Source organism: Streptomyces sp. ID05-26A (assembly GCF_033794685.1).
Lineage (GTDB): Bacteria > Actinomycetota > Actinomycetes > Mycobacteriales > Pseudonocardiaceae > Lentzea.
In genome coordinates this window covers 188607-213249 of record NZ_JARAYZ010000001.1, presented here as the reverse complement: position 1 = coordinate 213249, position 24643 = coordinate 188607, and the positions used below count along the sequence as shown (strand labels likewise).

General features: G+C 69.1%; 25 protein-coding genes and 1 tRNA gene. 17 read left to right on the top strand and 9 right to left on the bottom strand.

The window, feature by feature from the left end:
- Positions 1-32 precede the first annotated feature (32 nt).
- Positions 33-1217 (bottom strand): metallophosphoesterase, encoded by a 1185-nt coding sequence (locus PV646_RS01065; RefSeq protein WP_500339558.1) that lies wholly within the window; start codon positions 1215-1217, stop codon positions 33-35.
- A 90-nt stretch (positions 1218-1307) separates the two neighbouring features.
- On the opposite strand from PV646_RS01065, the gene PV646_RS01060 reads away from it, so the two are divergent.
- The 3 genes from PV646_RS01060 to pabB all read left to right on the top strand — a co-directional run bounded on the left by PV646_RS01060 (position 1308) and on the right by pabB (position 4736).
- Positions 1308-1805: a SigE family RNA polymerase sigma factor gene (locus PV646_RS01060; protein ID WP_500339557.1), complete on the top strand. Its 498-nt coding sequence runs from the start codon at positions 1308-1310 to the stop codon at positions 1803-1805.
- The gene (locus PV646_RS01055) at positions 1802-2656 is read left to right on the top strand and encodes a hypothetical protein (RefSeq protein ID WP_500339556.1); all 855 of its coding nucleotides are present in this window, start codon (positions 1802-1804) and stop codon (positions 2654-2656) included. Before PV646_RS01060 ends, PV646_RS01055 begins: the two co-directional genes overlap by 4 nt.
- Positions 2657-2750: 94 nt before the next feature.
- Positions 2751-4736 (top strand): aminodeoxychorismate synthase component I, encoded by a 1986-nt coding sequence (gene pabB / locus PV646_RS01050; protein WP_500339555.1) that lies wholly within the window; start codon positions 2751-2753, stop codon positions 4734-4736.
- Between the two features lie 99 nt (positions 4737-4835).
- Here the strand turns inward: pabB and PV646_RS01045 are convergent, their stop codons facing one another.
- Positions 4836-5177, bottom strand: coding sequence for a histone-like nucleoid-structuring protein Lsr2 (locus tag PV646_RS01045; RefSeq protein WP_093597089.1), 342 nt, complete (start codon positions 5175-5177; stop codon positions 4836-4838).
- A gap of 324 nt (positions 5178-5501) precedes the next feature.
- Here PV646_RS01045 and PV646_RS01040 point away from each other — a divergent pair, with 324 nt between their 5' ends.
- The 8 genes from PV646_RS01040 (at position 5502) to PV646_RS01005 (ending at position 10930) form a co-directional block, all read left to right on the top strand.
- Positions 5502-5783 carry a metal-sensitive transcriptional regulator gene (locus PV646_RS01040; protein WP_045314461.1) on the top strand — a complete coding sequence of 94 codons (282 nt, stop codon included), beginning with the start codon at positions 5502-5504 and terminating at the stop codon, positions 5781-5783.
- Between the two features lie 51 nt (positions 5784-5834).
- Positions 5835-5908, top strand: a tRNA-Leu gene (locus PV646_RS01035).
- Positions 5909-6343: 435 nt separating this feature from the next.
- Positions 6344-7099 carry a cellulose binding domain-containing protein gene (locus PV646_RS01030; RefSeq protein WP_500339553.1) on the top strand — a complete coding sequence of 252 codons (756 nt, stop codon included), beginning with the start codon at positions 6344-6346 and terminating at the stop codon, positions 7097-7099.
- 75 nt (positions 7100-7174) lie between these two features.
- Complete coding sequence (locus tag PV646_RS01025; RefSeq protein ID WP_500339552.1) at positions 7175-7942, top strand: hypothetical protein; 768 nt, start codon at positions 7175-7177, stop codon at positions 7940-7942.
- On the top strand, positions 7939-8844 hold the full coding sequence (locus tag PV646_RS01020) for a sugar kinase (RefSeq protein WP_500339551.1): 906 nt from the start codon (positions 7939-7941) through the stop codon (positions 8842-8844). Before PV646_RS01025 ends, PV646_RS01020 begins: the two co-directional genes overlap by 4 nt.
- Positions 8841-9671, top strand: a complete 831-nt coding sequence (locus PV646_RS01015; protein ID WP_500339550.1) for an SMP-30/gluconolactonase/LRE family protein — start codon at positions 8841-8843, stop codon at positions 9669-9671. Before PV646_RS01020 ends, PV646_RS01015 begins: the two co-directional genes overlap by 4 nt.
- Before the next feature lie 57 nt (positions 9672-9728).
- Positions 9729-10343 carry a ClpP family protease gene (locus tag PV646_RS01010; RefSeq protein ID WP_500339549.1) on the top strand — a complete coding sequence of 205 codons (615 nt, stop codon included), beginning with the start codon at positions 9729-9731 and terminating at the stop codon, positions 10341-10343.
- Positions 10340-10930 (top strand): ClpP family protease, encoded by a 591-nt coding sequence (locus PV646_RS01005; protein ID WP_500339547.1) that lies wholly within the window; start codon positions 10340-10342, stop codon positions 10928-10930. Before PV646_RS01010 ends, PV646_RS01005 begins: the two co-directional genes overlap by 4 nt.
- On the opposite strand, the gene PV646_RS01000 is transcribed toward PV646_RS01005, so the two are convergent.
- Positions 10927-11274, bottom strand: a complete 348-nt coding sequence (locus tag PV646_RS01000) for a helix-turn-helix domain-containing protein (RefSeq protein WP_500339546.1) — start codon at positions 11272-11274, stop codon at positions 10927-10929. The genes PV646_RS01005 and PV646_RS01000 overlap by 4 nt on opposite strands.
- 143 nt (positions 11275-11417) lie before the next feature.
- Here PV646_RS01000 and PV646_RS00995 point away from each other — a divergent pair, with 143 nt between their 5' ends.
- Together PV646_RS00995 and PV646_RS00990 are read left to right on the top strand one after the other, a co-directional pair.
- On the top strand, positions 11418-12221 hold the full coding sequence (locus PV646_RS00995) for a calcium-binding protein (protein ID WP_500339545.1): 804 nt from the start codon (positions 11418-11420) through the stop codon (positions 12219-12221).
- A 78-nt stretch (positions 12222-12299) separates the two neighbouring features.
- Positions 12300-13037 (top strand): hypothetical protein, encoded by a 738-nt coding sequence (locus tag PV646_RS00990; RefSeq protein WP_500339544.1) that lies wholly within the window; start codon positions 12300-12302, stop codon positions 13035-13037.
- On the opposite strand, the gene PV646_RS00985 is transcribed toward PV646_RS00990, so the two are convergent.
- The gene (locus PV646_RS00985) at positions 13009-16008 is read right to left on the bottom strand and encodes an AfsR/SARP family transcriptional regulator (protein WP_500339543.1); all 3000 of its coding nucleotides are present in this window, start codon (positions 16006-16008) and stop codon (positions 13009-13011) included. The two genes, PV646_RS00990 and PV646_RS00985, sit on opposite strands and share 29 nt — an antisense overlap.
- 110 nt (positions 16009-16118) lie before the next feature.
- Here PV646_RS00985 and PV646_RS00980 point away from each other — a divergent pair, with 110 nt between their 5' ends.
- Positions 16119-16910 carry an SDR family NAD(P)-dependent oxidoreductase gene (locus PV646_RS00980; protein WP_500339542.1) on the top strand — a complete coding sequence of 264 codons (792 nt, stop codon included), beginning with the start codon at positions 16119-16121 and terminating at the stop codon, positions 16908-16910.
- A gap of 10 nt (positions 16911-16920) precedes the next feature.
- Positions 16921-17511: a TetR/AcrR family transcriptional regulator gene (locus tag PV646_RS00975; RefSeq protein WP_500339541.1), complete on the top strand. Its 591-nt coding sequence runs from the start codon at positions 16921-16923 to the stop codon at positions 17509-17511.
- On the opposite strand, the gene PV646_RS00970 is transcribed toward PV646_RS00975, so the two are convergent.
- The 3 genes from PV646_RS00970 to PV646_RS00960 are packed head-to-tail and all read right to left on the bottom strand — an operon-like array spanning position 17508 to position 20459.
- Positions 17508-19004 carry a tripartite tricarboxylate transporter permease gene (locus PV646_RS00970; protein ID WP_500339540.1) on the bottom strand — a complete coding sequence of 499 codons (1497 nt, stop codon included), beginning with the start codon at positions 19002-19004 and terminating at the stop codon, positions 17508-17510. The two genes, PV646_RS00975 and PV646_RS00970, sit on opposite strands and share 4 nt — an antisense overlap.
- On the bottom strand, positions 18997-19488 hold the full coding sequence (locus PV646_RS00965; RefSeq protein ID WP_500339539.1) for a tripartite tricarboxylate transporter TctB family protein: 492 nt from the start codon (positions 19486-19488) through the stop codon (positions 18997-18999). The genes PV646_RS00970 and PV646_RS00965 overlap by 8 nt, the downstream gene beginning before the upstream one ends.
- Complete coding sequence (locus PV646_RS00960; RefSeq protein ID WP_500339538.1) at positions 19485-20459, bottom strand: Bug family tripartite tricarboxylate transporter substrate binding protein; 975 nt, start codon at positions 20457-20459, stop codon at positions 19485-19487. The genes PV646_RS00965 and PV646_RS00960 overlap by 4 nt, the downstream gene beginning before the upstream one ends.
- Positions 20460-20663: 204 nt before the next feature.
- On the opposite strand from PV646_RS00960, the gene PV646_RS00955 reads away from it, so the two are divergent.
- A complete protein-coding gene (locus tag PV646_RS00955; protein ID WP_500342212.1) occupies positions 20664-22172 on the top strand; it encodes an ATP-binding protein in 1509 nt (502 codons plus the stop codon).
- Positions 22169-22840 (top strand): response regulator, encoded by a 672-nt coding sequence (locus tag PV646_RS00950; protein WP_500339537.1) that lies wholly within the window; start codon positions 22169-22171, stop codon positions 22838-22840. Before PV646_RS00955 ends, PV646_RS00950 begins: the two co-directional genes overlap by 4 nt.
- Here the strand turns inward: PV646_RS00950 and PV646_RS00945 are convergent.
- Complete coding sequence (locus PV646_RS00945) at positions 22825-23952, bottom strand: FAD-dependent oxidoreductase (protein ID WP_500339536.1); 1128 nt, start codon at positions 23950-23952, stop codon at positions 22825-22827. The genes PV646_RS00950 and PV646_RS00945 overlap by 16 nt on opposite strands.
- A complete protein-coding gene (locus PV646_RS00940) occupies positions 23949-24539 on the bottom strand; it encodes a PadR family transcriptional regulator (protein ID WP_500339535.1) in 591 nt (196 codons plus the stop codon). Before PV646_RS00940 ends, PV646_RS00945 begins: the two co-directional genes overlap by 4 nt.
- Positions 24540-24643: the final 104 nt, after the last annotated feature.

Sequence of the window (24643 nt, the reverse complement as noted above, 5' to 3'; positions counted from 1 at the left end):
GAAGTGCGCAAGCCAGTCCAGGCGAGTGTGATTTACCCAGCAGAACGCAGTTCGATCATCGTGATGTCCGGTGGCGCGCCGACGCGCACCGGCGGACCCCAGAAACCCGCGCCACGACTGGTGTAGAGCCAGGTGTCGTCCACCTTCGACAACCCGGCCGTGCTGGGTTGCTGCAGCGGTACAAGGAAGTTGAACGGTGCCATCTGTCCACCGTGTGTATGACCGGACAACTGGAGGTCGACGCCGTGTGAAGACGCGTCGGTCACCTGCACCGGCTGGTGTGACAGCAGGACCACGGGGTTGTTGCGGTCTCGTCCCGCGAGGGCGCGGCCGAAGTCCGGACCGTCGTCGTACGACTTGCCTGTGACGTCGTTCACGCCCACGACCTCGATGCCGCCGGCGACCGTCAAACCCTCGTTGCGCAACGGGTTCACGCCGAGCCTGTCGAGTTCCGCGATCCACTGCTCGTGCCCGGAGAAGTACTCGTGGTTGCCCGTCACGAAGAAGCTGCCCTGCTTGGACACCAGGTCCTTCAACGGCGCCGCGGCCTCGCCCAGTTCGGCGACGGTGCCGTCGACCAGGTCACCGACGATCGCGACCAGGTCGGCGTCCTGCTCGTTGATCATCCGCACGATCCGCTCGGTGTGCGAACGGCCGAGCAGCGGTCCGAGGTGGATGTCGCTCACGACCGCGATCCGGAAGCCCGACAGCGACGGCTTCAGCTTGTCGAGCGTCACCGGCACGCGCAGCAGCTGCGGGTCGCCCAGCGCCTGGGTCATGCCGTACCCGACGACACCACCCGCGGCGATGCCGGAACCGATCGCCACCGACCGCGAGATGAACAGCCGCCGCGACGGGTCCGGCACGATCTCGACGGGCTCGGCGGGCGCGGGACCGGCGGCGACGGGCACCGGCGCGAGCGAGGCGCGCCTGAGCAGGATCCGGCGCGGCACCTCCGCGATGCCGAGCACGATCGCCAGGTAGAAGAGCACGGCGAGCCAGATGAACCCCGGCCAGGCGAAGAACTTCCCGTACTCCGGCGGCACCCTGCGCGTCACGACCAGTGCGCTCATCATCATCACGAACAGGCCGGCGATCGCCACCGTGCCCGCGCGGCGCCCCAGCGTGCGGGGCAGCGTCGTGTCCACGACCAGCCGCCGCCACAGGTACAGATGGCCCAACGCGGTGGGGACGCCGAGGAGCAAAAGGAAAATCACGACATCAGTATGCGTTTCGAGAACTCGATGCAACCCGCCAGGCCCCGGGTGGCGTGACTAACCCGGCACCGCAGATTAGGGGGAAACCTGATGAGTGATCGGGACGCCGCGTTCCAGGAGTACTTCGCGGCCCGTTCCGACGTCATGCGCGGCACGGCATACCTGTTGTGCGGCGACTGGCATCGCGCGGAAGACCTCGTGCAGCAGGCCTTCACCAAGCTCTACCTGGCTTGGCGGCGGATCGAGCGGCACGAGGCGCTGGACGCCTACACCAGGCAGATCCTGGTGCGGACGTTCCTGTCCGAGCGACGGCGCGGGTGGTTCCGGTTCGAGTCGGCGACGGACGACGTGGCGGACTCGGCCGCTCCGCCCGGCGTCTACCCCGAGGAGCGCATGGTGTTGCTGGAGGCTCTGGCGAAGGTGCCTCCGAAGCAGCGCGCGTGCCTCGTCCTGCGGTACTGGGAGGACATGTCCGTCGAGCAGACGGCCGTCGTCCTCAAGTGTTCGGAAGGAACCGTGAAGAGCCAGGCCGCGCGGGGGCTGCAGACGCTGCGCGGTCTGCTCTCGGAGCAGGAGAGGGTTCGATGAACGAAGAGGACCTCAAGCGGGCTTTCCAGGACGTGGTGGTGGCGAGCAGCCCGCCGCCCGCGATGGACCCCGGCATCGCGCTGGACAGGGCGCACAAGGCCAGGTCTCGGAGGCGGGCGTCGATCACGGGGGCTTTCGTCGCCGTGCTCGTCGTCGGAGTGGGCCTCGGGTCGGCGTTCGCGCTGAACCCGCAGGGCACGAAGGACTACATCATGGGCGCGGGGCCGAGCAGCAGCAGCTCGAACGGCGGTGTGCCCGACAGCCAGTGGGGCGAGGACTGGCCGGTCGGGCAGTCCGACCGGACGGCCACCAACGGGCCCCAGGCCGACCGCGGCACGCAGTTGCTGGAACTGGCCAAGGCGTCCGTGCCGGCGGGGTACGACGCGCCGGACCTGAAGTACCAGGACCCGGCCATGCACGGCGGCATGCTCCGCGCCCAGGCGCAGATCTCGTCCAACAAGGGCGAGACGCCCGAGATCTGGGAGTACACGGCGTACGTGCCGGTGCGCAAGGACGCCAAGGTCGGTCAGCTGACCGTGACCGTGCGGACGCCGGACCCGAACGGTCCGACTGATCCGTGCGTGCTGGCCAACCGGTTCCAGGGCGGTACGGCCACCGGGTGCAAGACCTACGACGTCGCTGGAACCCAGGTCGGGGTCGCCTCTCCCGCGAACCCCGCCCAGGGCTACTCGACGACGGCTGCCTACCGGGCGGCCAACGGGTGGACGGTGACGATCACGCAGCAGGAGGAGTACTCGTACTCCGGCTACCCGAAGTTGGACAGGCAGCCGTTCTTCGCGCCCGAACTGGCGGCGCTGACGGCGGATCCGAAGTTCCTGCTCGGCAGCTGAGTTCGCGGGTGGGTCCGGAGGGCGGTCACGATTCGTGACCGCCCTCTCTCGTTGCTCTTTTCGGGTGTTTTGCCAGGTAGAGTGCCGCGTTGCAATGCGGACTCTGCTCATCGACAACTACGACTCGTTCACGTTCAACCTCTTCCAGCACCTCGCTGAGGTGAACGGTTCCGAGCCCGTGGTCGTCCACAACGACGACCCGCGCTTCCGGCTGTCCTGGCTGCGGTTGTTCGACCACGTCGTGATCTCGCCCGGCCCCGGCCGGCCCGGCAATCCCGCCGACTTCGGCATCTGCCGCGCGGTGATCGACCACGCCGAGATCCCGTTGCTGGGTGTGTGTCTGGGACATCAGGGGTTGTGCCAGTCGTATGGCGCCGTCGTGGGTCCCGCACCCGTGCCGCGCCACGGGATCGTTTCTCCGGTCACGCACACGGGCGTCGACGTGTTCGCGGGGTTGCCCTCGCCCTTCGACGTCGTGCGTTATCACTCGTTGGCCGTCACGGAACTGCCTTCTTCTTTGGAGGCGATCGCGTGGAGTGACGACGGGGTGCTGATGGGCGTGCGCGCTCTCGACCGGCCCGCGTGGGGTGTGCAGTTCCACCCCGAATCCATCTGCACCGAGTTCGGCCGCGAGATGCTCGCGAACTTCGCCGCGCTGACGCCGACGAGGACGGCCGCGGTGCCCGAGCCGGCGCTGGTTCGTTCACCGCCTCAGAAGCGCCCTGTGCACGTCCGGAAGCTCGCCGTGGCCGTGAACGCGGAAGAGGCGTTCGCGGCGCTCCACGGAGCCTCTGAGGCCGCGTTCTGGCTGGACAGCGGCTCCAGTGGACGGTTCTCGTTCATGGGGGACGCCTCGGGGCCCCTCTCGCGCGTCGCGCAGTATTCGGTGCAGGACCAGGTGCTCACCCTCGACGGGGCACCGCGGCACTGCCCGTCTTTCTTCTCCTGGATGGACGACGACCTCGCGTCGTGGCACGTCGAGCAGCCCGACGTGCCGTTCGAATTCGCCCTCGGGTGGGTCGGATACCTCGGTTACGAGCTGAAGGCGGAGTGCGGCGGAGACTTCGCACACCGCGCGGAACAGCCGGACGCGTCGTTCGTCTTCGCGGACCGTGCCGTCGTCATCGATCACACAGATGATTGCGTCTATTTGCTGTCGCTGTCCGATGACGACTGGTTCGGGGAGGTTTCGGACGTTCTGGCCCGGCTGACGCCATTGGCCGAACCTTCCCCGCCGGTCGTGTCCGACGTGACGTTGCGGCATCCGCGCGCGCACTACCTGAAGCTGATCAGCGCGTGCCAGGAAGCGATCACGGCGGGAGAGACGTACGAGGTGTGCCTGACGAACATGATGTCGTGGCGTGCCTCGCTCGACCCGTGGGACACATATCGGCTGCTTCGTGCCGCAAATCCCGTTCCGTTCGGGGCGTTGCTGCGATTCGGTGACCTGTCCGTGCTCAGTACGTCACCCGAACGATTTATCAAGGTGGACCGAGATGGCGTCGTCGAGTCATCGCCGATCAAGGGCACGCGGCCACGGGGCGTTGATGCGGCGGACGACGAGATGTTGCGCACAACGCTGGCGCGATCGGTCAAGGACCGCGCGGAGAACCTGATGATCGTGGACCTCGTCCGCAACGATCTCGGCACGTGCGCGGAAGTGGGTTCGGTCGAGGTGACGCGGTTGTTCGACGTCGAGACCTACGCGACCGTACACCAATTGGTGAGCACCGTGCGGGCTCGACTTCGACCGGACAGTTCTGCTGTCCGATGTGTTCGAGCCGCGTTTCCCGGAGGATCGATGACCGGTGCTCCGAAGATCCGGACCATGCAGATCCTTGATGGGCTGGAAGCCGGTCCACGCGGGGTGTACTCGGGAGCGCTGGGTTACTTCTCGCTCAACGGAGCAGCCGACTTCAGCATCGTCATCCGAACGCTGGTCCGCAACGGCGACCAGGTGAGTTTCGGTGTGGGTGGAGCGGTGATCTCGCTGTCCGACCCGGACGAGGAATTCGAGGAGACAGCGGTCAAGGCCACTGCTGTGTCACGCCTGTTCGGAGCGCACTTTCCCGGCCGTTGATCCAGCGTTCCGGGGATAGTGTGAACGAACCGGTCTATGCGGTTAACACGTCGGCCGGCGAACCGGCCGACGTGTGGAAACCTCGCGAGTTCGCGCAGGTCAGGAGGCGTGCGCTTCCTGGAACTGCACGACCAGGTTCTGCGGAATGCGACCGCGGTCCGAGATCTGGTGCCCCTGCGCGCGAGCCCAGTCACGAATGCGCTGCGCCTCAGCCTTGTCGGTGGCCTTGACCGTGGACTTGCCGGTGCCCTTGCGCTGCTTACGGCCACCCGCACGACGAGCCTTGCCGACGAAGTCCGACAGCGACTCGCGAAGCCGCTCCGCATTTCCCTTCGACAGGTCGATGGCGTACTCGACACCGTCAAGAGCGAAGGTCACGGTCTCGTCGGCTTCTCCGCCGTCGAGGTCGTCGATGAGTTGGACGACGGTCTGCTGTGCCACTGTTCCTCCGTTGGGTACTCACATAGCACGCGGATCCTCGACGTAACCACGTGCTTCGACAACACCGTAGTACACACGAGGAAAAACGGCGAACCTTTCGCCGCTAAAATGTGACCCCAACCGCCCGGTCGGGGCATTTACCCGGTAAACCACACGGGTGTTATGGGTCCAAAATGTGCAGCTAGTCGTCTCACTTCGACCCGTTGCTGGGCTTGCCGGACGCTTCCCCATTCCCGCTGACGGAGCAGCGTCGCACATAACGCACCCCCATCCGGTGCAGGTATCCTCGACATACCCGCCAGGGGTAGGGAAGGTCAGGAGCCGATGCACGGGTACACCGCGGACAAGGACGCATACCTCAAGCGACTGCGCCGCATCGAGGGACAGATCCGCGGCCTCCAGCGCATGGTCGAGAACGACGAATACTGCATCGACGTCCTCACCCAGATCTCCGCCGCCACGAAGGCGCTGCAGGCGGTGTCGCTGGGGTTGCTCGACGAGCACCTCAAGCATTGTGTCGCCCAGGCGGCGGCCGAGGGCGGGCCGGTTGCGGAGGCCAAGCTGGCAGAGGCGTCGGCGGCCATCGGCAGGCTGGTCAAGTCGTAGGGGCCCGACAAGAAACTCGCTGGGGTGATCCGCTACAGTTCACCCTGCTACGCCCCCGTAGCCCAATCGGCAGAGGCAGCGGACTCAAAATCCGTCCAGTGTGCGTTCGAGTCGCACCGGGGGCACGGACTTCGGGCGAGGTATGTCTGCAGAAAGCGCAGACCGTACCTCGCCCGTGGTGTTTTCTGGGGGCCGAGCCCCCAGACCCCAGCCGGTGGCTGCGCCCCCGGACCCCCGCTTCGGGTCATCGCTTCGCTTGACCCCGCCCTGGTGTAACACCCATTCCATTGTGGAATGGGTGTGCTGGGGTTTTCTGCGGTTGATCAAGGCCGAACGGTGGATGTGAGCGGTGGTTGGGGGCGTTACGGTCGTGCTGGATTGCGTGATCGTGTGGGAGTCCCCTGGTGTTGCTGAAGTCCTTGTCTTTGCTTGTGGTCCTTTTGGTGTGCGGGTGTTCGGTCGAGAGTCCTTCGCGGCCTGTTTCCGCTCCTGCATCGGTGCGGCAGCCGACGTTGGTCAACGACTCTCGTGGGGACGTGGCGGCCGTTGTTCGTTCGGTGGTGGATGGGCGCACTGTCGAGCTCGAGAACGGGGAGCGGGTTCAGGTCTCGTTGCTGGCGCAGCCTGCTGACTGCTGGGCTGGTGGTGCGCGCGCGTTCGCCGAGAAGTGGTTGCTGGCCAAGAGTGTTCGGGTCAGCGCGCTCGTGCCCGGCGAGGTGAACCTGCGGCTCGAGGACGGCACCGACTACGCGTTGCTCGCTGTGCGCGAGGGTGTGCTGCGGGCCCAGACCGCGGCCGGGGCGCTCGCCGATGCCGAACTCAGTGCCGCGAAGGAGGATCGCGGGCTTTGGGGAGCGCCGTGCAACGGCATGGACGCTCCGCCGGTGACCACCACGGCTGTCGTCGCGCCTCCGCTGCAGCGTGTTGAGTCCTCGGTGCCCGTGCTTACGACCACGACGACGCCGCCTCCCGCTGTGACCACCACTCCGCCGGTGCCGACCTGTGTGGTCGGGTATCGGCTCGACGGGCAGTGGCAGGGCGGGTTCCAGGCGACGATCACGGTCCGCAACACCGGGGCGGCGCCGGTCAACGGGTGGGCGTTGCGGTGGTCGTTCGCCGACGGGCAGTCCGTGCGGCAGGTGTGGAACGCGTCCGTGTCGCAGCGCGGCTCGGCCGTCACCGTGACCGGTGCCGAACACACCCGGACGATCGCGCCGCGAGGTCAGGTGGAGATCGGGTTCCTCGGGTCGTTCCGCGACCGGAACACCGCGCCCGCGTCGTTCACCCTCAACGGGACGGCGTGCTCGACGAGCTGACTGTTGGTCCTGGCGGCAGGCCGTGGCAAGATAAATTAGTAATTAACTGCTGATTGATCATGCCAGGGATGTGCTGTGCAGGTCACAAGGGTTGTGCCGCTGTACGCCGAGGTCGATCAGAGCCTCGGCGGTCGCTGGACCTCACTGCGCACGGCCGGGCGCGAGTGGCTGTGGCACCGGGCCGATCCCGCGCGTGCCGGGGTGACGCCGGGCTCGCCGTTCGTCGACGTGGGCGGTCTCGAGGAGTGCGTCCCGACCGTTCGCGGGGTGCCCGACCATGGCGATGCCTGGAGCCGGCCGTGGCACGGGGCCGGTGTGGACTGTCCCGATTTCACGCTGACCCGGTCGCTCGGGTCTGAGGGTGGCGCGGTCGTCGCGGACTACGAGCTGGTCGCCGAGCCCGGCTACCGGTTCGTGTGGGCCGCGCACGCCCTGCTCGACGTCGGCCAGGGTGCGCGACTGGACGCTCCTCCCGGCACACCCGTGCTGATCACCGACCCGGTTCCGGTGCTGCGCTCGTGGCCCGCTGGCCTCGACTCGCTGGGGCCCGACGACGGCACGGCGGCCGGTGCGGTGCTCGAACGGGGCCGGATCCGGGTGATCGACGGGGATCAGCAGCTCGACCTCCGCGTCGAGTGCGCCGGCCAACCCGTCTCGATCGCGTTGTGGCGGAACCTGAAGGGCTGGCCGGACGATGACCCGTACCGCAGCATCGGCGTCGAACCCATGATCGGCCGCACCTTCGACCGTCGGGACGGCACTCGTCCGGTGGCGGTCGTGCCCGCGTCGGGATCGGTGCGCTGGCGCCTGACGATCACCGCCCACGTGGAGGGAGCGGAATGACCGGTGTGCTCACCCTGGGCGAGACCATGGGTGCGTTCCGCGCCGCCGGTCCGTTCCGCCTGGGAGGGACCGCGGAGCTCACGGTCGCGGGCGCCGAGTCGAACGTGGCCATCGGGCTCGCCCGCCTCGGCCACGCCGTGCGCTGGACCGGGGTGACGGGCGCGGACGAGATCGGGTCGCTGGTCCGCCGCACGTTGCTGGCGGAGCAGGTGGACGTCACCGCCGCCCGGATCACCCCGGACGCGACGACGGGCCTGATCCTCTTCGAACCGCGCACCGCCGACATCACGCGCGTCCTCTACTACCGCAGCGGGTCTGCCGGGTCATTGTTGTCCACAGAGGACGTATGCCGCTCGTTCGCCGCCGGTGTGCCCCGGATCGTGCACGTCACGGGCATCACTCCTGCTCTCAGCGAGTCCGCGCGCGCTGCCGTGGCTGAGGCCGTCCATCTCGGCCACGAGGCCGGCAGCACCGTCAGCCTGGACATCAACTTCCGCTCGAAGCTGTGGTCGCGGGCGCGAGCGGCCGAAGTGATCCAGCCACTGCTCGAGCGCGTGGACGTGCTGATCGCCTCCGACGACGAACTTCCGATCGCCGGTGATCACCACGTTCCCGAGGTCGTGCTGAAGCACGGCGCGGACGGCGCCGCCGTGCACACACCGGACGGGACCTGGTCCGTCGCCGCTCATCGCCTCACCGTCGCGGACACCACCGGCGCGGGCGACGCGTTCGTCGCGGGCTACCTCTCCGGCCACCTCGACGGAGTGGACGCCCAGGCACGGCTGCAGCGCGGCAACGCCGTGGCCGCGTTCGCCGTCGCGACGCCGGGCGACTGGCAGGGCCTGCCGACCCGGACCGATCTCGACCTGCTGGACCTGCAACCAGGGAGCACGATCCGATGACGCTGACGCAGTGGAACTTCGAGCGGCTCGAACTCGGCGAAGGCGCTCGCTGGATCGGCGGCAGGCTGGTCGTCGTCGACCTCCTGGCCGGTCGTGTGCTGGAGACCCCCGGCGACGTTCCCGCGCCGTTCAAAGAGATCGCCGCTCTGCCGGTACCGGTGGGCGCGGTGGCACCGGTGCGGGGCAGCGGCGAGCTCATGGCCGCGTCCGGCACCGGAGCGGGCCTGCTGGGAGGTCCGCTCCTGGAGTCCTTCGCGGGTGAGGGCATGCGCGTCAACGACGCGGTGGCCGATCCGGCCGGTCGCTTCTGGGTCACGACCACGGCCTACGACACCGAGTCCGGCACGGGAGCCCTGCACCGCCTCGGTTCCGCGTCTCCCGTCCTCAAAGGACTGACGATCCCGAACGGGCCGGCGTTCTCCCGGGACGGCTCGCTGATGTACCTCGCCGACAGCGCACGAGGTGTGGTCCACCGGTTCGACGTCGACCGCGACGGCGAACCGGGCGGCCGCCGCGTCTTCCTGCACACCCCGCACCACACGCCGGACGGCATGACCACCGACGTCGCGGGCAACCTCTGGGTCGCGTTCTGGGGAGCGTCGGTCGTGCGCCGCTACCGCCCGGACGGCCGCCTGGACCGCGAGGTCGCGCTGCCCGCCCGCCAACCCACCAGCGTCTGCCTCGGCGGCCCGGACCTGAGCCGGTTGTTCATCACCACCGCGAAGTACGGCCTGCGTCGCCCCTCGCTGCACGACGGCGCGTTGTTCGCCATCGACGTCGACGTCCCGGGTTTTCCCGCGAACGAGTTCGTGCCTGCTGTGAGCTGATCTGCCCAGAGCAGAGAAAGCAGCGGACCGCTCGCACCGGACGGCATCGTCGGTTCCATGACGAACAGCGAGAAGCTCTTCAGCCCAGGGCTGCGAGAACGGTTCTTCGGTCAGCGGGTGCTGATTCTCGACGGCGCGCTCGACGACGACAACGGCACGGTGCTGGCGACACAACTGCTGTCGCTGGCGAGTGAGGACCCGCGGCAGGACATCGCCCTGTGGATCAACTCGCCGGGTGGTTCGGTGCCCTCGATGCTGGCCATCCGCGACGTGATGCGGCTCGTGCCGTGCGACGTGGCGACCCTCGCGCTCGGACTCGCCTGCAGCGCCGGGCAGTTCCTGCTGTCGGCGGGCACTCCGGGCAAGCGGTTCGCGTTGCCGCACGCTCGAATCCTGATGCACCAGGGGAGTGCGGGCATCGGTGGCAGTGCTGTCGAGGTCGAGGTGCAGGCGGACGACCTGCGCTACACCAGGGACACCGTGCTCGGCCTGATCTCGCAGGACACCGGGCAGCCGTTCGACCGGATCTTCACCGACTCGCTGCACGACAGGTGGTTCACCACCGAGCAGGCCCGCGAGTACGGGTTCATCGACCACGTCGTCACCGATCTGGGGCAGGTCGTCCCCGTCCGCATGCACAAGCTGGGACTGCACTCGGGAGCCGTCGCATGAGCACCTACACCATTCCCAACGTCATCACGCGGGACGCGCGGGGCGAGCGCGTCATGGACGTCTACTCGCACCTGCTGTCCGAGCGGATCGTGTACCTGGGCACCGGAATCGACTCCGGCGTCGCCAACGCCCTGATCGCGCAGCTCTTCCACCTCGAGGCCGACAACCCGGACCTGGAGATCAACCTCTACATCAACTGCGAGGGCGGCGACCCGTCCGCGATGCTCGCGCTCTACGACACGATGCGCTACATCAAGGCACCCGTTGCCACGACGTGCGTGGGGCAGGCGGTGGCGGCGGGTGCCGTGCTGCTGGCCGCGGGTGCGGAGGGACGCCGGTCCGTGCTGCCGCACTCCCGCGTGGTGCTGCACCAGCCCGCGGCGCAGGGGCGTGGCACGATCCCGGACCTCATCCTCGCGGCGGACGAGGTGGTGCGGGTGCGCACGCAGCTGGAGGCGATCCTGGCCCGGCACACCGGCCGGACCGTGGCCGAACTGCGCCACGACACCGACCGGGACCGCGTGTTCGACGCACCGGGCGCCGTCGAGTACGGACTCGTGGACCAGGTGCTGGACCAGCGCGGTTAGGCCGCGAAGGCCATGGCCACGGGACCGGACGGACGACCCGTCGGGCGCGAGGTGTGGAAGTGGCTGACCTGCTGGACGCGGAGGTGGCGGACCTGGCCGGCGACCCCGATCAGCAGGTCGGCCAGGTCGACGCCCAGCGCGCCGGCGACCGCCGCGATCATCTCGCTCGACGGCTCCTTGCGGCCGCGTTCGATCTCGGACAGGTACTGCACCGAGATGCCCGCGCGCTCGGCCACGTCGACCAGCCGGTCGCCGCGCTCCTCCCGCGTCTCGCGCAGCTTGCGACCCAGGGCTTCCCGCCACAGGGGCTCCGGGTTCCGTGTGAAGTCCAGGATCTCCGCCATGGTCCTCATGGTGACAGCAGCGCGACCACCGCAAAGGGCCGTTCTGCCAAGAGCAGAAAGACGGCCCTAAAACGACCCGAAGGTGACCGAAAGAGCGCTGAGCAGGCTGTTCCCCGCAAGGCACCGACCACCAAGGGGAGAACATGAGACTGCTCATCGGTCTGGGCGCGGCCGCTCTCGCCGCGATCGCGATGCCCGCCGTCGCGCACGCCGCACCGCACACCACCGTGTACGTGCAGAACAACGTGCTGATCGTCGAGGCCGAGCCCGGCAAGACGAACAACATCACGGTCGGCCTGGACCCGGCGCTGCACCGGCTGACGGTGACCGACTCCGGCGACCTGATCGCCGTCGGCGCCGGTTGTTCGCTCGGTGGTGCCAACGCGAACTGCGTCTACGAGTCCGGTGCCACGAAGCTGATCACGTCCATCCAGATCCGCGCGAACGACCTCAACGACCGCGTCAACATCGCCTACGACAACACGAACGCCGACGCGATGCCGGCCCACGTGTACGGCGAGGCGGGCAACGACGTCATCGAGACCCGCGCCAGGGGCACGATCAGTGGTGGTGACGGCATCGACCACCTGCGACCGAAGCGCGGTGGCGTGAACGTGTACGGCGGTACCGGGGTCGACCGCGTCGACTACAGCGTCGGCAGCGGGTTGCACCCGAACTCGGGTGTCTCGGTGACCATCGGTTCCGGCTCGGACGACGGCTACGACACCCTGGCGCTCAAGGACTACGTCGCGGGTGACGTGGAGAACCTCACCGGCACCAACTTCGTCGACCACCTGGTCGGCAACGCCCTGGCCAACAGCATCACGGCGTTGAACGGCAACGACCTCATCTGGGGCGCGGCCGGCAACGACACGCTCAACGGCGGCCTCGGCGTGGACACCTGCCTCGACGCGGCGGACGGCGACGTCCTGGTCAGCTGCCCCTGACTTTAAGGCGGCCTTAATCGAGCGCGGCATCCTTCGGGTCCGCGGGCAGTCCGCCCGCGGACCCGAAGGGGGATGAACGTGAAGGTGTTGGGCGCGACCCTGCTCGTCCTGGGCTTGACCGGTCCGGCCGTGGCGCACGCGAGCACGGAGGTGGTGGCGGTGCAGGCCACCAGCGCGCCGACGTCGTCCGGCAAGTCCGTGTCGGTCAGCTGTCCCGAGGGCACGAAGGTCGTCGGCACCGGCGGCGCGGTGACGGGCGAGCGGACGACGATCACGCGCGTGCGGCCGGGCGACGACCTGGCGAGCGTCGAGGTCACGGCCGTCGAGCACGGCGCGGGGACGGTGCAGCCGTGGACGGTGACGGTGCGGGCGAACTGCGCGCCCGGTGAGTTCACGCTGGTGTCCAAGAGCGGTACGGGAAACGCGGAGGCGGCCTGTCCCGGCGGTCAGAAGGCGCTCGGCGTCGCGGGGGAGACCGCGGGCGGGCACTTCACGAAGATGGCGCCGAAGAGCAACCTCAAGGGCGGGCTGGTCGAGGGGTCCGGCGGCGTCACGGCGCACGCGATCTGCGGCACGCGTCCGGGACTGGTGCTGCGCGGCGGCACCCCGACCGTCGTGATGACCAAGACGGCCTCGAAGTCCGTTGCGTGCCAGGGTGATGAGCAGGTCGTCAGTGCCGGCGGCGCGGTGGGCGGCGGGATCATCGAGGACGTCACCCCGGCCGGACCCGGCGCGACCGTCACCGGAGAGGGGACGAACGCGCAGGGCCAGGCCATCCGCTGGTCGATCACGCCCTACGTCGTGTGTTCCCAGTGAGAATGTTCCCAGTGAGAACGCCGGGATACGGGTGCGGGTCGACCTCGATCTCCCGCATCCGCGTGACGTAGGTCTGGTAGCTCCTCCGAGCCTCGCCGTGACTCCCTGCCGCGGCGAGGACGCGCACCAGCACCAGGTGCGCCGGCTCGTCGTACGGGTCGCGTTCGAGCACGCGAAGGCAATACCTGCTTGCCAGCGCGTGCTCCCCTCCGGACTCGGCCCGTGCGGCGAGCACCGCCACCACCTGCAGGTAGATCAGCCGGGCCTCCTCGCGCAGCCGCGCCGCCCAGTCCTCGTACGGGTCCTCCTCCAGGAAGTCCCCGTGGTACGCGGACTCGGCGGCCGCGAGCAGTGACTGCGCCTCGGACGAACCCCGTTGTGCCGCGGCGAGTCCGGCCCGTGCGTCGGCCAGGAACGCGACCACGTCGACGGGCAGCACGTCCGGGTCGAGCCGGATCGCGTCGCCCTCGGCCACGATCCCCGTGCCCGCGCGCAGAACGCTGCGGGCCGTGGACAACGCCACCGCGAGCCGGTTCGCGACCTTCTCCGGTTCCTCGTCCGGCCACAGCAGGTTTCCCAGCGCCTCCCGGGTGATCGGCCGTCCGCGCCGGGCGATGAGGATCTTCACCAGGTCCCTGGCCTTGCGCGACTGCCACGCGGCGGGCGGCAGCGGTTCGCCGTCGCGCAGCACCCGGAACCCGCCCAGCGTCTGGACGTACAACGCCGGCCTGCTCTCCTTGCGGCACGACTCGGCGACGGCCGCGGCGGCTTCGGCGAGCACCCGCGCGCCCAGTTCGGCGGCCTGCTGCCGTGCGTCGAGAGCCAGCCGTTCTCCCGCCGCACCACCGATCAGCATCGCCTGCGCGGTGCGCACCCGGACCTCGCCGAGCGGGTTGCCGATCTCGCGCCACAACGTCAGCGCCTGGTCGAGCAGCACCGGGTCGCGTTCCAGCACTCCCCGCAGCCGCAACGACCGTGCGAACCCGGCCCGGTCGCCACGCCGGGTCGCGATCTCCGCCGCCTCCTGGCACAGGCCCTTGTCGTGGTCGAGCCACCCCAGCACGAGCAACGCGGCCACGCTCTCACCCAGCTCCAGCGCCTTGCGGGCGTGCTCACGGGCGAGATCGGGATCGTCGTCGGAGAACAGTTCGGCGAGCCCGACGTGCGCGAGGACCAGGTGCGGCACGGTGTTCTTGGCCGACGCGAGCCGGAGTGCCTCGTGCAGCGCGAATCCCGCCAGCGCCCGGTCGCCGCGCAGCCGGTGCACCTCGCCCAGGTAGACCAGCGGTGCCGCCGCGAGCCAACTGCCGGCCGCGTCGAAGACCTTCTGCGCCGCGTGGAAATCCGCCGCGGCCTCGTCCAGCCGGCCGAGCCCGAGCAACGCCTCGCCGCGGTTGTGCAGCCCGATCGCCCGGTAGGTGGCGAAGCCGGTGACGTCCGCCAGCGGCAGCATCTCCTCGATCTCCCGCAACGCCGCTCGATGCTCACCGGCCTCGACGTGGTGGGACGCGCGGTTCGAGCGGATGCGGATGACACCGAGCACGTCGCCGGCCTTCTGCGCGTGGTCCAGCGCGATGTCGTAGTGCTCGGTCAGTTCGTCGCGCTTTCCCTGCGCCGCCGCGACCATCGCGAGGACGGTGTGCGCGGCTCCCAGGCCGCTGCCGGTCGTCGCGGTCTCCAGTGCCGCAAGGGCTTTCACCGTCGCCGACTCCAGGTCTCCCAACGCCCAGTGAGCGCTGGCGGCGGTGCTCAGCAGCATCGACTCCGCCGCCGGGTCGTCGCCGTCCGGCACGTACTCGTCGCAGATCCTCAGCGCGTCCTGCGGCCCGCCGCGCAGGTGCTGGATCCACGCCATGCGCCAGGCCAGTTCGGCGGTGAGGCCGTCCGCGGTGGCGCGGGTGAACCGGTCCGCCGCCTGCAGCCACTCACCTCTGAGCTGGTGCGCCACGCCTTCGAGCTGCCACACCTCGGCCGTGCGTTCGTCCTCTGGCACCAGGCTTGTCGCGGTCAGCACGGCGTCCGCGCCTCCCGTCCGCAGCACGTCACCGAGCAACGTCGTGACACCGGCCCAGTCCTCCAGTGCGGCCAGGGAACCCACCGCGCGGACGTACTCGCCGCGGGACCGGAACCAGCGCGCCGCGGCCGCGTGCACGCCCGTCGCCGGTTCGAGGAACTCCCGCGCCAGCGGTACGAGCGCGAACCACCCCGGTTCGGCCCGGACGTGTTCCACGAACAGCCCGCGCCGGGCGAGGTCGGGCAGGATCACCGCGGCCTTCACGTGTCCCAGCGACGTCAGCAGGTCGATCGTGAACCGGTCGAACGCGGCCGCGGTCCTGAGCAGCTCACGGGTCTGCAGCGGCTCCCTGCCGACGACCTCGTCCACGAGATCTCCGAGTTCCTCGACCGTTCCCGTCTCCGCGACCAGCCGCACCGCGATCGGCCAGCCGCCGGTGACCTCGTGCACGTCGTGCCCGGCGACCGAGGTCGTCTCCTCCGTCGTGAACGCGAGCTGCGCCGCGTTGATCTCGGTCAGGTGCCCGTCGACCTTCAAGCGGCGCAACGAGAACGGCGCGGGTGTCCGTCCGGACAGCACCAGCCGCGCGCTCGGCGGCAGCTGCAGGCAGAGCGCCTCCAGCAGCTGAACGGCGGAATCTCCTTGCCGGAGAACGTGGATGTCGTCCACGACGATCAGCACGTCCTCCGGCCACGCGTCGGCCAGCAGTCCCGCCAAGGCGTGCGCACGTCCGGAATCGTCCTCTCCGGACACCGACGGCACGCTGGTCCACCCGGCCGCCAAAGCGGAAGCCATGGGCTGCAACAACCGTTGGGCCTCCTGGCAGGTGTGCCACACGACCGGACGGTCGGTGTGCGCCTGGGTCAGCAGAGTCGTTTTGCCGTAACCGGCGGGTGCGACGAGAGCCGTGAGCCTCGTCGCGCAGAGCAGCCCCTCGAGCCGGGGCCGCCGGATCACCGTTGTCCTCGCACGCCCCAAGATCGTCGCTGTCCCGGCAACGTTACGGATGAGTCGGGGCAGATAACGACCGGTTGGCAGTGACTGCCAGGCTGGCGTACGGTGTCGTCATGGGAATCGACTTCGGGAAGCAGACGGTGCTGGTCACCGGGGCCAGTGCGGGCATCGGCGCGGAGTTCGCGCGCCAGTTGGCGGCGCGGGGATCGAACCTCGTGCTGGTCGCGCGCCGCAAGGACAGGCTGGAGGACCTGGCCAGTGAGCTGCGGGCGGCGCACGGTGTGACCGTGCACGTCGTGGCCGCGGACCTGGCCCAGCCGGGCATCGGCGAGAGGCTGGCGGCGGAGGTCGCGGGGCTCGGCGTCACCAGCGTGATCAACAACGCCGGGTTCGCGAACTTCGGGGCGTTCCACGAGGAGGAGCCCGAGCGGTTGCGGCAGGAGGTCGCGGTCGACGTCAACGCCGTGGTCGAGATCAGCAGGGCGTTCATCGAGTCGTTGCGCGCCAAGGGACACGGCTTCCTGGTGAACGTGGCGAGCATGGCTGCCTACCAGGCGACGCCCTGGTCGTCGGTCTACGGCGCGACGAAGGCGTTCGTGGTGAGCTTCACCGAGGGGCTGTGGGTCGAGTCGCGCGGCACGGGCCTGCGCGTCATGGTGCTGTCACCCGGCGCGACGCGCACCGAGTTCTTCGAGGTCTCCGGCAGCGAGGAGATGACGGGTGGCCTGCGGATGCAGACCGCCGGCGAGGTCGTCGCGACCGCGTTGCGCGCGCTGGACAGGAGGGTCACGCCCGTGGGCGTCATCTCGGGACGGATGAACCGGGTGCTCGCGTTCGCCGGACGCCACTTCGCCTCGCGTGCCATGGGCGCGAGGATGATCGGCCGGATGGTTCGGCAAAGCTAGAGTGGGATGCATGGAGAAGCCGTCGACCCTGTGGGACCGGTCGCGTCAGGCCGTGGTCGCGGAGATCGTCGAGACGGCACTGACGTTGTTCGCCGAGCAGGGGTACGAGGCCACCACCATGGCCCAGGTCGCCGCACGGGCCGGTGTGTCGCAGCGCTCGCTGTTCCGGTACTTCGGCACCAAGGAGGACCTGGTCTGCGGCGACCAGGAGGCGCTGGGCGACCTGCTCGTCGCCACCGTCGAGGCGCAGGATCCCGGGATGTCCACCTGGGACGCTCTGCGGGCCGGGTTCACCACGATCCTGACCGCCTCGGACCACACGCCCCAGCGGGTGCTGGAGATCTCCACGCTGATCTTCGCGAACCCGCCGCTGCGTTCCCGGTACTCCGAGAAGCGGCTGAGGTGGCAGCGGGCGCTCGTGCCCGCGATCGAGAAGCGGATGGGCATCGAGTCCGGCGAGATCCCGGACGCCCGTGCGATGGGTGTCATCGCCACGGTGTTCGCGTGCGTCGACGCCGCGTCGGAGTTGTGGGTCCGCCACGGCGGCAAGGCTGATGCGTTCGAACTGTACGAACAAGCGCTTGCCGCCGTGCGCGGTTAGACCTTCACTTCGGACTTCCTGCGGCGCAACCGAAGCGCGACCGCCACCACCAGCAGCACGATCAGAACGATGTAGGCGACCGCCGCGAACGGGCTCGTCACCAACGCGCTGAGGTCGCCCTCGCTGATCTGCAGCGTGCGCCGGACCTGCTCCTCCGCCATCGGCCCCAGGATCAGGCCGACGACCAGCGGCGCGACCGGATAACCGTGACGCCGCATGAAGAAGCCGATCACGCCGATGATCAGCAGCACGATCAGGTCGTCCACGACGAAGTTCACCGCGTAGGTGCCCAGCGCCGCGAACAGCAGGATGCCCGCGTAGAGGTACGGCCGCGGGATCTGCAGCACCTTCACCCAGATCTTCACCAGCGGCAGGTTCAGCACGAGCAGCATCACGTTGCCGATGTAGAGCGACGCGATCAGCGCCCACACCATCGGTCCGTTGTTGGTGAACAGCAACGGACCCGGCTGGATGCCGTAGCTCTGGAACGCCGCCACGATCACCGCCGCGGTGGCCGTGGTGGGGAGACCGAGGGTCAGCAGCGGCACCAGAACGCCTGCCGCGGCGGCGTTGTTGGCCGCTTCCGGCCCCGCCACGCCCTCGATCGCGCCCTTGCCGAACTCCTCGGGCCGTTTCGAGAGCTTCTTCTCCGCCGCGTACGACAGGAACGTCGACACGTCCGCGCCACCGGCCGGCACAGTGCCGATCGGGAAGCCGATGAACGTGCCGCGCAGCCAGGGCTTCCACGACCGCTTCCAGAACTCGCCCGTCATCCACTTGCCGCCCACGGGAATGACCTCGATCGGCCCGTGCCGCAGCCGCGACGCCACGTACAGCGCCTCGCCGACCGCGAACACACCGACCGCGACGACGACCACGTCGATGCCGTCGGCCATCGTCGTGATGCCGAGCGTGAACCGTTGCTGACCGGTCAGCGTGTCGGTGCCGACGAGCCCGATGAACAGGCCGAGCCCCAACGACGCCAGACCGCGCACGGGGGAGGACCCGAGCAACGCGGCGACCGTCGTGAACGCCACCACCATCAGCGCCACGTAGTCGGCGGGGCCGAGCTTGACCGCGACGTCCGCGATGGTCGGCGCCAGGAGGGTGAGCAGCACCGTGGCGATCGTGCCCGCCACGAACGAGCCGATGGCCGCCGTCGCGAGCGCGGCGGCACCGCGTCCGGCCTTCGCCATCTTGTTGCCCTCTAGGGCGGTGACGATGGACGCGGACTCGCCCGGTGTGTTCAGCAGGATCGACGTCGTCGAACCGCCGTACATGCCGCCGTAGTAGATGCCCGCGAAGATGATCAGCGCCGCGGTCGGTTCCAGCGTGTAGGTCAGCGGCAGCAGCAACGCCACCGTCATCGCCGGTCCGATGCCCGGCAGCACACCGACGGCCGTGCCGAGCGTGACACCCAGCAGCGCGTACAGCAGGAACTCGGGCTGCGCGGCCGTCGCGAAGCCCTCCATCAGCATGGTGATGCTATCCATCGAGGAACGGCACCCCTTCGAAGATCCCGGCGGGCAGCGACAGACCCAGGCCGTACGCGAAGATCACCTGCACGACCAGCGCCAGCACCACCGCGATCGGCAGTGCCCGCCACCAGGTCGCGCCCAGCGTCCAGGCCGCGCCGAAGAACAGCAGCGCCGCCGCGACCGGCCAGCCGATCACGTCGATCAGCACCAGGTGCACGACCAGCACGGCCACCAGCTTGGCCACGGTCAGCCAGTCGGTGCGGACGTTCTCGTCGACGTCCTCGGCCTCCTCGGCCTGGCCGAGCTTGCCGCGGGCGGTCGCGATGATGGCCGCGATGCCCGTCACGACGAGCAGAATCCCCACGGCGTAAGGGAACGCGCGTGGTCCTACGACGTTGTCGTCACGCCCGGCGATCGTGGTCGCGTCGACCAGGGTGAAGACCCCGACCGCCGCGACCAGACCGCCGAACGCGTACTCCTCGGCTTTTGCAGCAATCACTTGACGAGCCCGATGTCCTGCAGTGCGGGCTTCACGCGGCCGATCTCCTTGGCCATGAACGTGGAGAACTCGCTGCCGGTGAGGAAGGTGTCCGTCCAGCCCTTCTTGGACAGCTCCTCCTTCCACTGCTGGCTCGCGTGCATGTCGGTGACGAGCTTGGTCAGCCTGGTCTTGGCCTCGGCCGAGATCGACGCGGGCGCCACGACGCCACGCCAGTTGATCAGCTCGACGCCCAGTTCCTTGAACGTCGGCACGTTCAGGTCGGGGACAGGGTTCGGGCCGGACGTGCCCAGCGCGCGCAGCTTGCCGGCCTTGATCTGCTCCTTGTACTCGCCGACGCCGGAGATGCCCGCGTCGACCTTCTTGCCCAGCAGGGCGGCCAGCGACTCACCGCCACCGGAGTACGGCACGTAGTTCAGCTTGTCCGGGGCGATGTTCTTCGCCTTGAGCAGCATGCCGGCGAGGATGTGGTCGGTGCCGCCGGCCGAACCGCCGGTGATCGACACGCCCTTGCCCTTCTCGGCGACCGCGTTCAGCAGGTCGTCGATCGTCTTGTGCGGCGAGTCGGCCGGCACGACGACGACCTCGTCCTCGGCGGTCAGGCGCGCGATCGGGGTGGTCTCCTCCAGGCGGGCCGACGACGCGTTGGTCTCCACCGCGCCGACCATGACCAGGCCGGTGATCATGAGGAACGACTCGGAGCGCTCGTTGAGGAGCTTCTGCAGGCCGACCGTGCCACCCGCCCCGCCGACGTTGCTGACCTGCACCGAGTTCGCGAGCTTCGCGCCGCTCACCGCCGCCTGCATCGACCGCGCCGTCTGGTCCCAGCCGCCACCGGGGTCGGCGGGAGCCATGATCTCCAGCTTCGCGATGGAGTCACCGCTGCTCGCGCTCTTCGCCCCCTGACCGCATCCGGCGAGCACCAGTCCAGTGGCGGCGACCGCCACTGCTCGTCTCCAGGCCGTACCCATCGAGGACTCCTCGCTTCGTCGCGAACGTTGGGCGGGGACGCTAGGTAACTGCCGGGCGGCTCGTAAGGGTTAGGTCGTAAGTTCCGTATTGGTCGTTTAGTTCGTGACCTGTTTCACAGCTGATGCGTCAGAATTCCAACCATGTTCCGTCGATCTGTTTCGTTTGGAGCGCTGCTTCTGGCGTTGCAGGTGGTCATCGTGCTCATGACCACCTGTGCGGCCGGGCTGCTCGCCGCCAAACTGCAGAGCGACCGGATCCGTGACTCCTACAAGGACCGGATGTTGTCGGTCGCGGAAAGCGTGGCGCGGCTACCCACGGTGATCGAGGCGTTCGATTCCGTTGACCCACCCGAGACGATCCAGCCGCTCGCCGAGCTGATCCGCAAGGCGTCCGGCGTGACGTACGTGGTGGTCACCGACCTCAACGGGGTCCGCTACGCCCACCCCGACCCGAAGCGCATCGGCGAACGCGTGTCGACGGACCCGACGTCGGCGTTGTCCGGCGAGGTCTTCGTCGGCACGGAGACGGGCACGCTCGGCACGTCGCTCCGCGCGAAGGTGCCGGTGCGGGCGGCGGACGGGCGGATCATCGGCATGGCGTCGGTCGGCATCCTGGAGAGCCAGCTCTCCGCGGACCTCGCCGAGGACCTGCCGGAGCTGATCGGCTGGCTCGCCGCCGCCGCCCTGGTCGGCGTGCTCGGGGCCGCGTTGATCACGCAGCACGTGCGCCGCCGGACGTTCCGGCTCGAACCCGCGGAGATCGCGCAGCTCCTCGAGACCAGGGACGCGATGCTGCACGGCATCCGCGAGGGCGTGGTCGCGCTGGACGACCAGGAGAAGCTGGCGCTGGTCAACGACGAGGCGCTGCGGTTGCTGGGCCTGGCCGAGAACCCGAGCGGACGGCCGGCGGCGGAGGTCCTCGACGACGGCCTGCTGGACCTGGCCCGGGACGACGACGACGTCGCGGACCGGCTCGTGCTCGCCGGGGAACGGGTGCTGGTCGCGAACCGGATGACGGCGAAGACGGACGGCCGCGCGGTCGGTGTCGTGCTGACGCTGCGCGATCGGACCGAACTGCACGACGCGTTGCGCGAGCTCGACGGCCAGCGCACCGTCACCGAGGTGCTGCGCGCGCAGGCCCACGAGTTCTCGAACCACCTGCACGTCATCGGTGGTCTGCTGGAACTGGATCGAGGCACGGACGCCGTCGCCTACATCGAACGCGTCGGCGGCGCCGGCTCGCTCACGGCCGACATCATCGACGGAGCGAACGCGGATCCCGCGCTCGCGGCCTTGTTGCTGGCAAAATCCTCCACCGCGCACGAACGAGGTGTGGAGCTCCGGCTCGATCCCGGCAGCTCCGTCGACATTCGTGCGGGCGACGACGCGTTGACCGTGCTGGGAAACCTGGTCGACAACGCGGTCGACGCCGTGGAGACCGGCGGAACCGTGCGGGTGCTGGTGCGCTCGTCGGTCAGCGGAGTGCGGGTGGTCGTGGACGACGACGGACCGGGAGTCGCGGAGTCGCAGCGCGGCCGCATCTTCGACCTGGGCGTGAGTTCGAAGGACGTCCAGGGCGCGCACGGCAGAGGAATAGGTCTTGCTTTGGTGTCGAGGGTGGTGACCCGGCGCAGTGGCCGGGTGGCGATCACCGACTCGGAACTCGGCGGCGCGTCGTTCGACGTGTGGCTGCCGGAAACGGGGAACCGATGAGCGTCCGGACGCTCGTGGTCGACGACGACTTCGCCGTGGCGGCGATCCACCGCGGGTTCCTGGAGGCGATGCCCGAGTTCGAGGTGGTCGGCGAGGCGCACCGCGGCGGAGAGGCGTTGCGGGCCGTGGAGGCGTTGCGGCCCGACCTGGTGCTGCTCGACATCCACCTGCCCGACATGTCCGGCCTGGAGGTGCTGTCGCGGCTGCGTGCCCGCGGCGGACCGCCGGTGGACGTCATCGCGGTGACGGCGGCGCGAGAACGCGAGACCGTGCGGCAGGCCATGTCCCGCGGCGTCGACAACTACCTGGTGAAGCCGTTCACGCGGACCGCCTTCCTGGACCGGATGCGCGAGTACCTGGCGCAGCGGATCGAGGTGCAGCGGCTCGGGCAGGTGCTGGACCAGGACGAGGTCGACTCGCTGATGCACCACCGCCCGCGCACCCTCGCGATGCCCAAGGGGCTGTCGGCGGTGACGTTGCGGCTGGTCACCGATGCGTTGCGGGACAGCGAGAACGACCTGTCGGCGCAGGAGGTCGGGGACCGGGCGGGACTGTCCCGCGTGAGTGCTCGCCGGTACCTGGAGCACCTGGTGACGATCGGCAAGGCGGAGGTGCAGCCGCGGTACGGCATGGCGAACCGCCCAGCGCACGGCTACCGGCTGACCTGAGCGTCCCAGTCGATGCGGTGGTCCTGGTCCTTCGTGAACGCCTTGGCCCCGAAGGTCTTCATCACGAGCGGCATGAGCAGCCGGGTGATGGGGCCGATGCCGCGCTTGTTGCTGTTGGTCCTGGCCGCGCGCGCCGCGATCCGTTCCACCCGTGGGCGCCGCAGCCGTTCGTAGGCCGCGAAGGCCTGGGCCAGGTCGGGGACGTCACGCAGGCAGCGGGCCAGTTGCACTGCGGACTCGGCGGCCAGTGACGCGCCCTGACCGGAACTGGCGCTCGGCGCGTGAGCGGAGTCGCCGACCAGCACCATGCGGTCGCGGTACCAGTGCGGCACAGAGGGCATGATCTCCAGCGGCCCGGCGGCGACCATCTCGTGGCTGTGGGCCAGTAGTTGCTTCGCGGGCATGTCGTCGCCGTAGGCCTCGCGCAGGCGTTCCAGCCACGTGTGCGCCTCAACCGCGGCCGTCGGTTCGGGGACCGCGAGGTTGTTGAACCACGCGATGGTGCCGTCCGGCTGTTCCCAGTAGCCGAGGAACGAGCCGCCGAACACGAAGTACATCGTCTCGGGGTCGCCCCGCACACCGCTGTTCTCCGCGTACGAGCCGAATCCCATCAGGCCGACGTACTCGGGCTCCGGTGCGTCCGGATCGATGATCCGGCGCACCGTCGAGCGGATGCCGTCCGCGCCGATCAGCACGTCACCAGACTCGCTGGTGCCGTCCGAGAACACCGCTGTGACACCGTCTTCGCGGCACTCCACGTCCAGGAGCCGCTTGCCGTGCTCCACCTTGATCTGCTCCGCCACCGTCCTCTCGCGCAGCCGCTGGTACAGCTCGGCCCGTGTCACGACACGGCTCGTGCCGCCCGTGATGCGGCCGAGCGTGCGGCCTTGGGCGTCGGCCATCACCATGTGCCGCAGGGGATCGCCGAAGCCGGAGTCCAGGCCCACGATCTCGAGCGCCGCCAACCCGTTGGGGGCCACGGTCAGCACGCCGCCCACGCCGTCCGCGGTGGTGTCGTACGCCTCGAAGACCGTCGAGTCGATGCCCGCTCTGCGCAGGGCCAGCGCGGTGACAGGCCCCGCGATGCCGCCCCCGATGATCAACGCCTTCATCGTTCCCTCCCGAAGATTTCCCGCCAGGTCTGCTGGTACTCGGCTTTCGCCAGTTCCCCCGTGAGCTTCTCGACCACCCGCAGTTCGGCCTCCACCAAGGACATCCGGTACTCCTCCTCGACGAGGAAGATCCACTGGACGCCATCGCCCGTCGCCTTGCTGACCATCGCGCGCGTCTCGTCGAGGTCCTTCGTCAGCGATTCGATCCGGGCGCGGAGCAGGTCCACTGCCTCCGCCGGGTCGAGCACGGCGATGAGTGACAGCGCCACGCCGAACCGCGGGTACTCGTGCGCCGGGTCGCGGACGAGCTCGCGCATCCAGTCGTGCATCTCCTCGCGCCCGGTGTCGGTGAGCGCGTAGATGGTGCGTTCGGGCCGTTGGGTGTCCTTGACGGTCTCCTGCTCCACGATGAAGCCGGCTTTCAGCAACTGCTCGACGACCATGTAGAGCGAACCGCGGTTGAACTTGATGTTGCGGTCCTTGCCGGTGTCCTTGAGCTTCTTGCCCAGCTCGTAGGGGTGCATGGGGTCCATCACGAGATGCGCCAGCACCGCCAGTGCCAGCGGGTTCGACACCTTGCGCCGCATGCGTCCTCCTTGGTTGATATCGACTATCCAGCTCCAACTAGTCAGTGTCAACTATTTCTTGCCTTCACAAGCGGGCGTCGCTCCGGTTGTGAAGGTTTCGCCGC

Bases quoted from the DNA above. Each gene is read 5' to 3' on its own strand.
- PV646_RS01060 (WP_500339557.1), top strand. From the start codon at position 1,308: ATGAGTGATCGGGACGCCGCGTTCCAGGAGTACTTCGCGGCCCGTTCC.
- PV646_RS01055 (WP_500339556.1), top strand. From the start codon at position 1,802: ATGAACGAAGAGGACCTCAAGCGGGCTTTCCAGGACGTGGTGGTGGCG.
- pabB (WP_500339555.1), top strand. From the start codon at position 2,751: ATGCGGACTCTGCTCATCGACAACTACGACTCGTTCACGTTCAACCTC.
- PV646_RS01040 (WP_045314461.1), top strand. From the start codon at position 5,502: ATGCACGGGTACACCGCGGACAAGGACGCATACCTCAAGCGACTGCGC.
- PV646_RS01020 (WP_500339551.1), top strand. From the start codon at position 7,939: ATGACCGGTGTGCTCACCCTGGGCGAGACCATGGGTGCGTTCCGCGCC.
- PV646_RS01015 (WP_500339550.1), top strand. From the start codon at position 8,841: ATGACGCTGACGCAGTGGAACTTCGAGCGGCTCGAACTCGGCGAAGGC.
- PV646_RS01010 (WP_500339549.1), top strand. From the start codon at position 9,729: ATGACGAACAGCGAGAAGCTCTTCAGCCCAGGGCTGCGAGAACGGTTC.
- PV646_RS01005 (WP_500339547.1), top strand. From the start codon at position 10,340: ATGAGCACCTACACCATTCCCAACGTCATCACGCGGGACGCGCGGGGC.
- PV646_RS01000 (WP_500339546.1), bottom strand. From the start codon at position 11,274: ATGGCGGAGATCCTGGACTTCACACGGAACCCGGAGCCCCTGTGGCGG.
- PV646_RS00995 (WP_500339545.1), top strand. From the start codon at position 11,418: ATGAGACTGCTCATCGGTCTGGGCGCGGCCGCTCTCGCCGCGATCGCG.
- PV646_RS00980 (WP_500339542.1), top strand. From the start codon at position 16,119: ATGGGAATCGACTTCGGGAAGCAGACGGTGCTGGTCACCGGGGCCAGT.
- PV646_RS00975 (WP_500339541.1), top strand. From the start codon at position 16,921: ATGGAGAAGCCGTCGACCCTGTGGGACCGGTCGCGTCAGGCCGTGGTC.
- PV646_RS00970 (WP_500339540.1), bottom strand. From the start codon at position 19,004: ATGGATAGCATCACCATGCTGATGGAGGGCTTCGCGACGGCCGCGCAG.
- PV646_RS00960 (WP_500339538.1), bottom strand. From the start codon at position 20,459: ATGGGTACGGCCTGGAGACGAGCAGTGGCGGTCGCCGCCACTGGACTG.
- PV646_RS00955 (WP_500342212.1), top strand. From the start codon at position 20,664: ATGACCACCTGTGCGGCCGGGCTGCTCGCCGCCAAACTGCAGAGCGAC.
- PV646_RS00950 (WP_500339537.1), top strand. From the start codon at position 22,169: ATGAGCGTCCGGACGCTCGTGGTCGACGACGACTTCGCCGTGGCGGCG.
- PV646_RS00945 (WP_500339536.1), bottom strand. From the start codon at position 23,952: ATGAAGGCGTTGATCATCGGGGGCGGCATCGCGGGGCCTGTCACCGCG.
- PV646_RS00940 (WP_500339535.1), bottom strand. From the start codon at position 24,539: ATGCGGCGCAAGGTGTCGAACCCGCTGGCACTGGCGGTGCTGGCGCAT.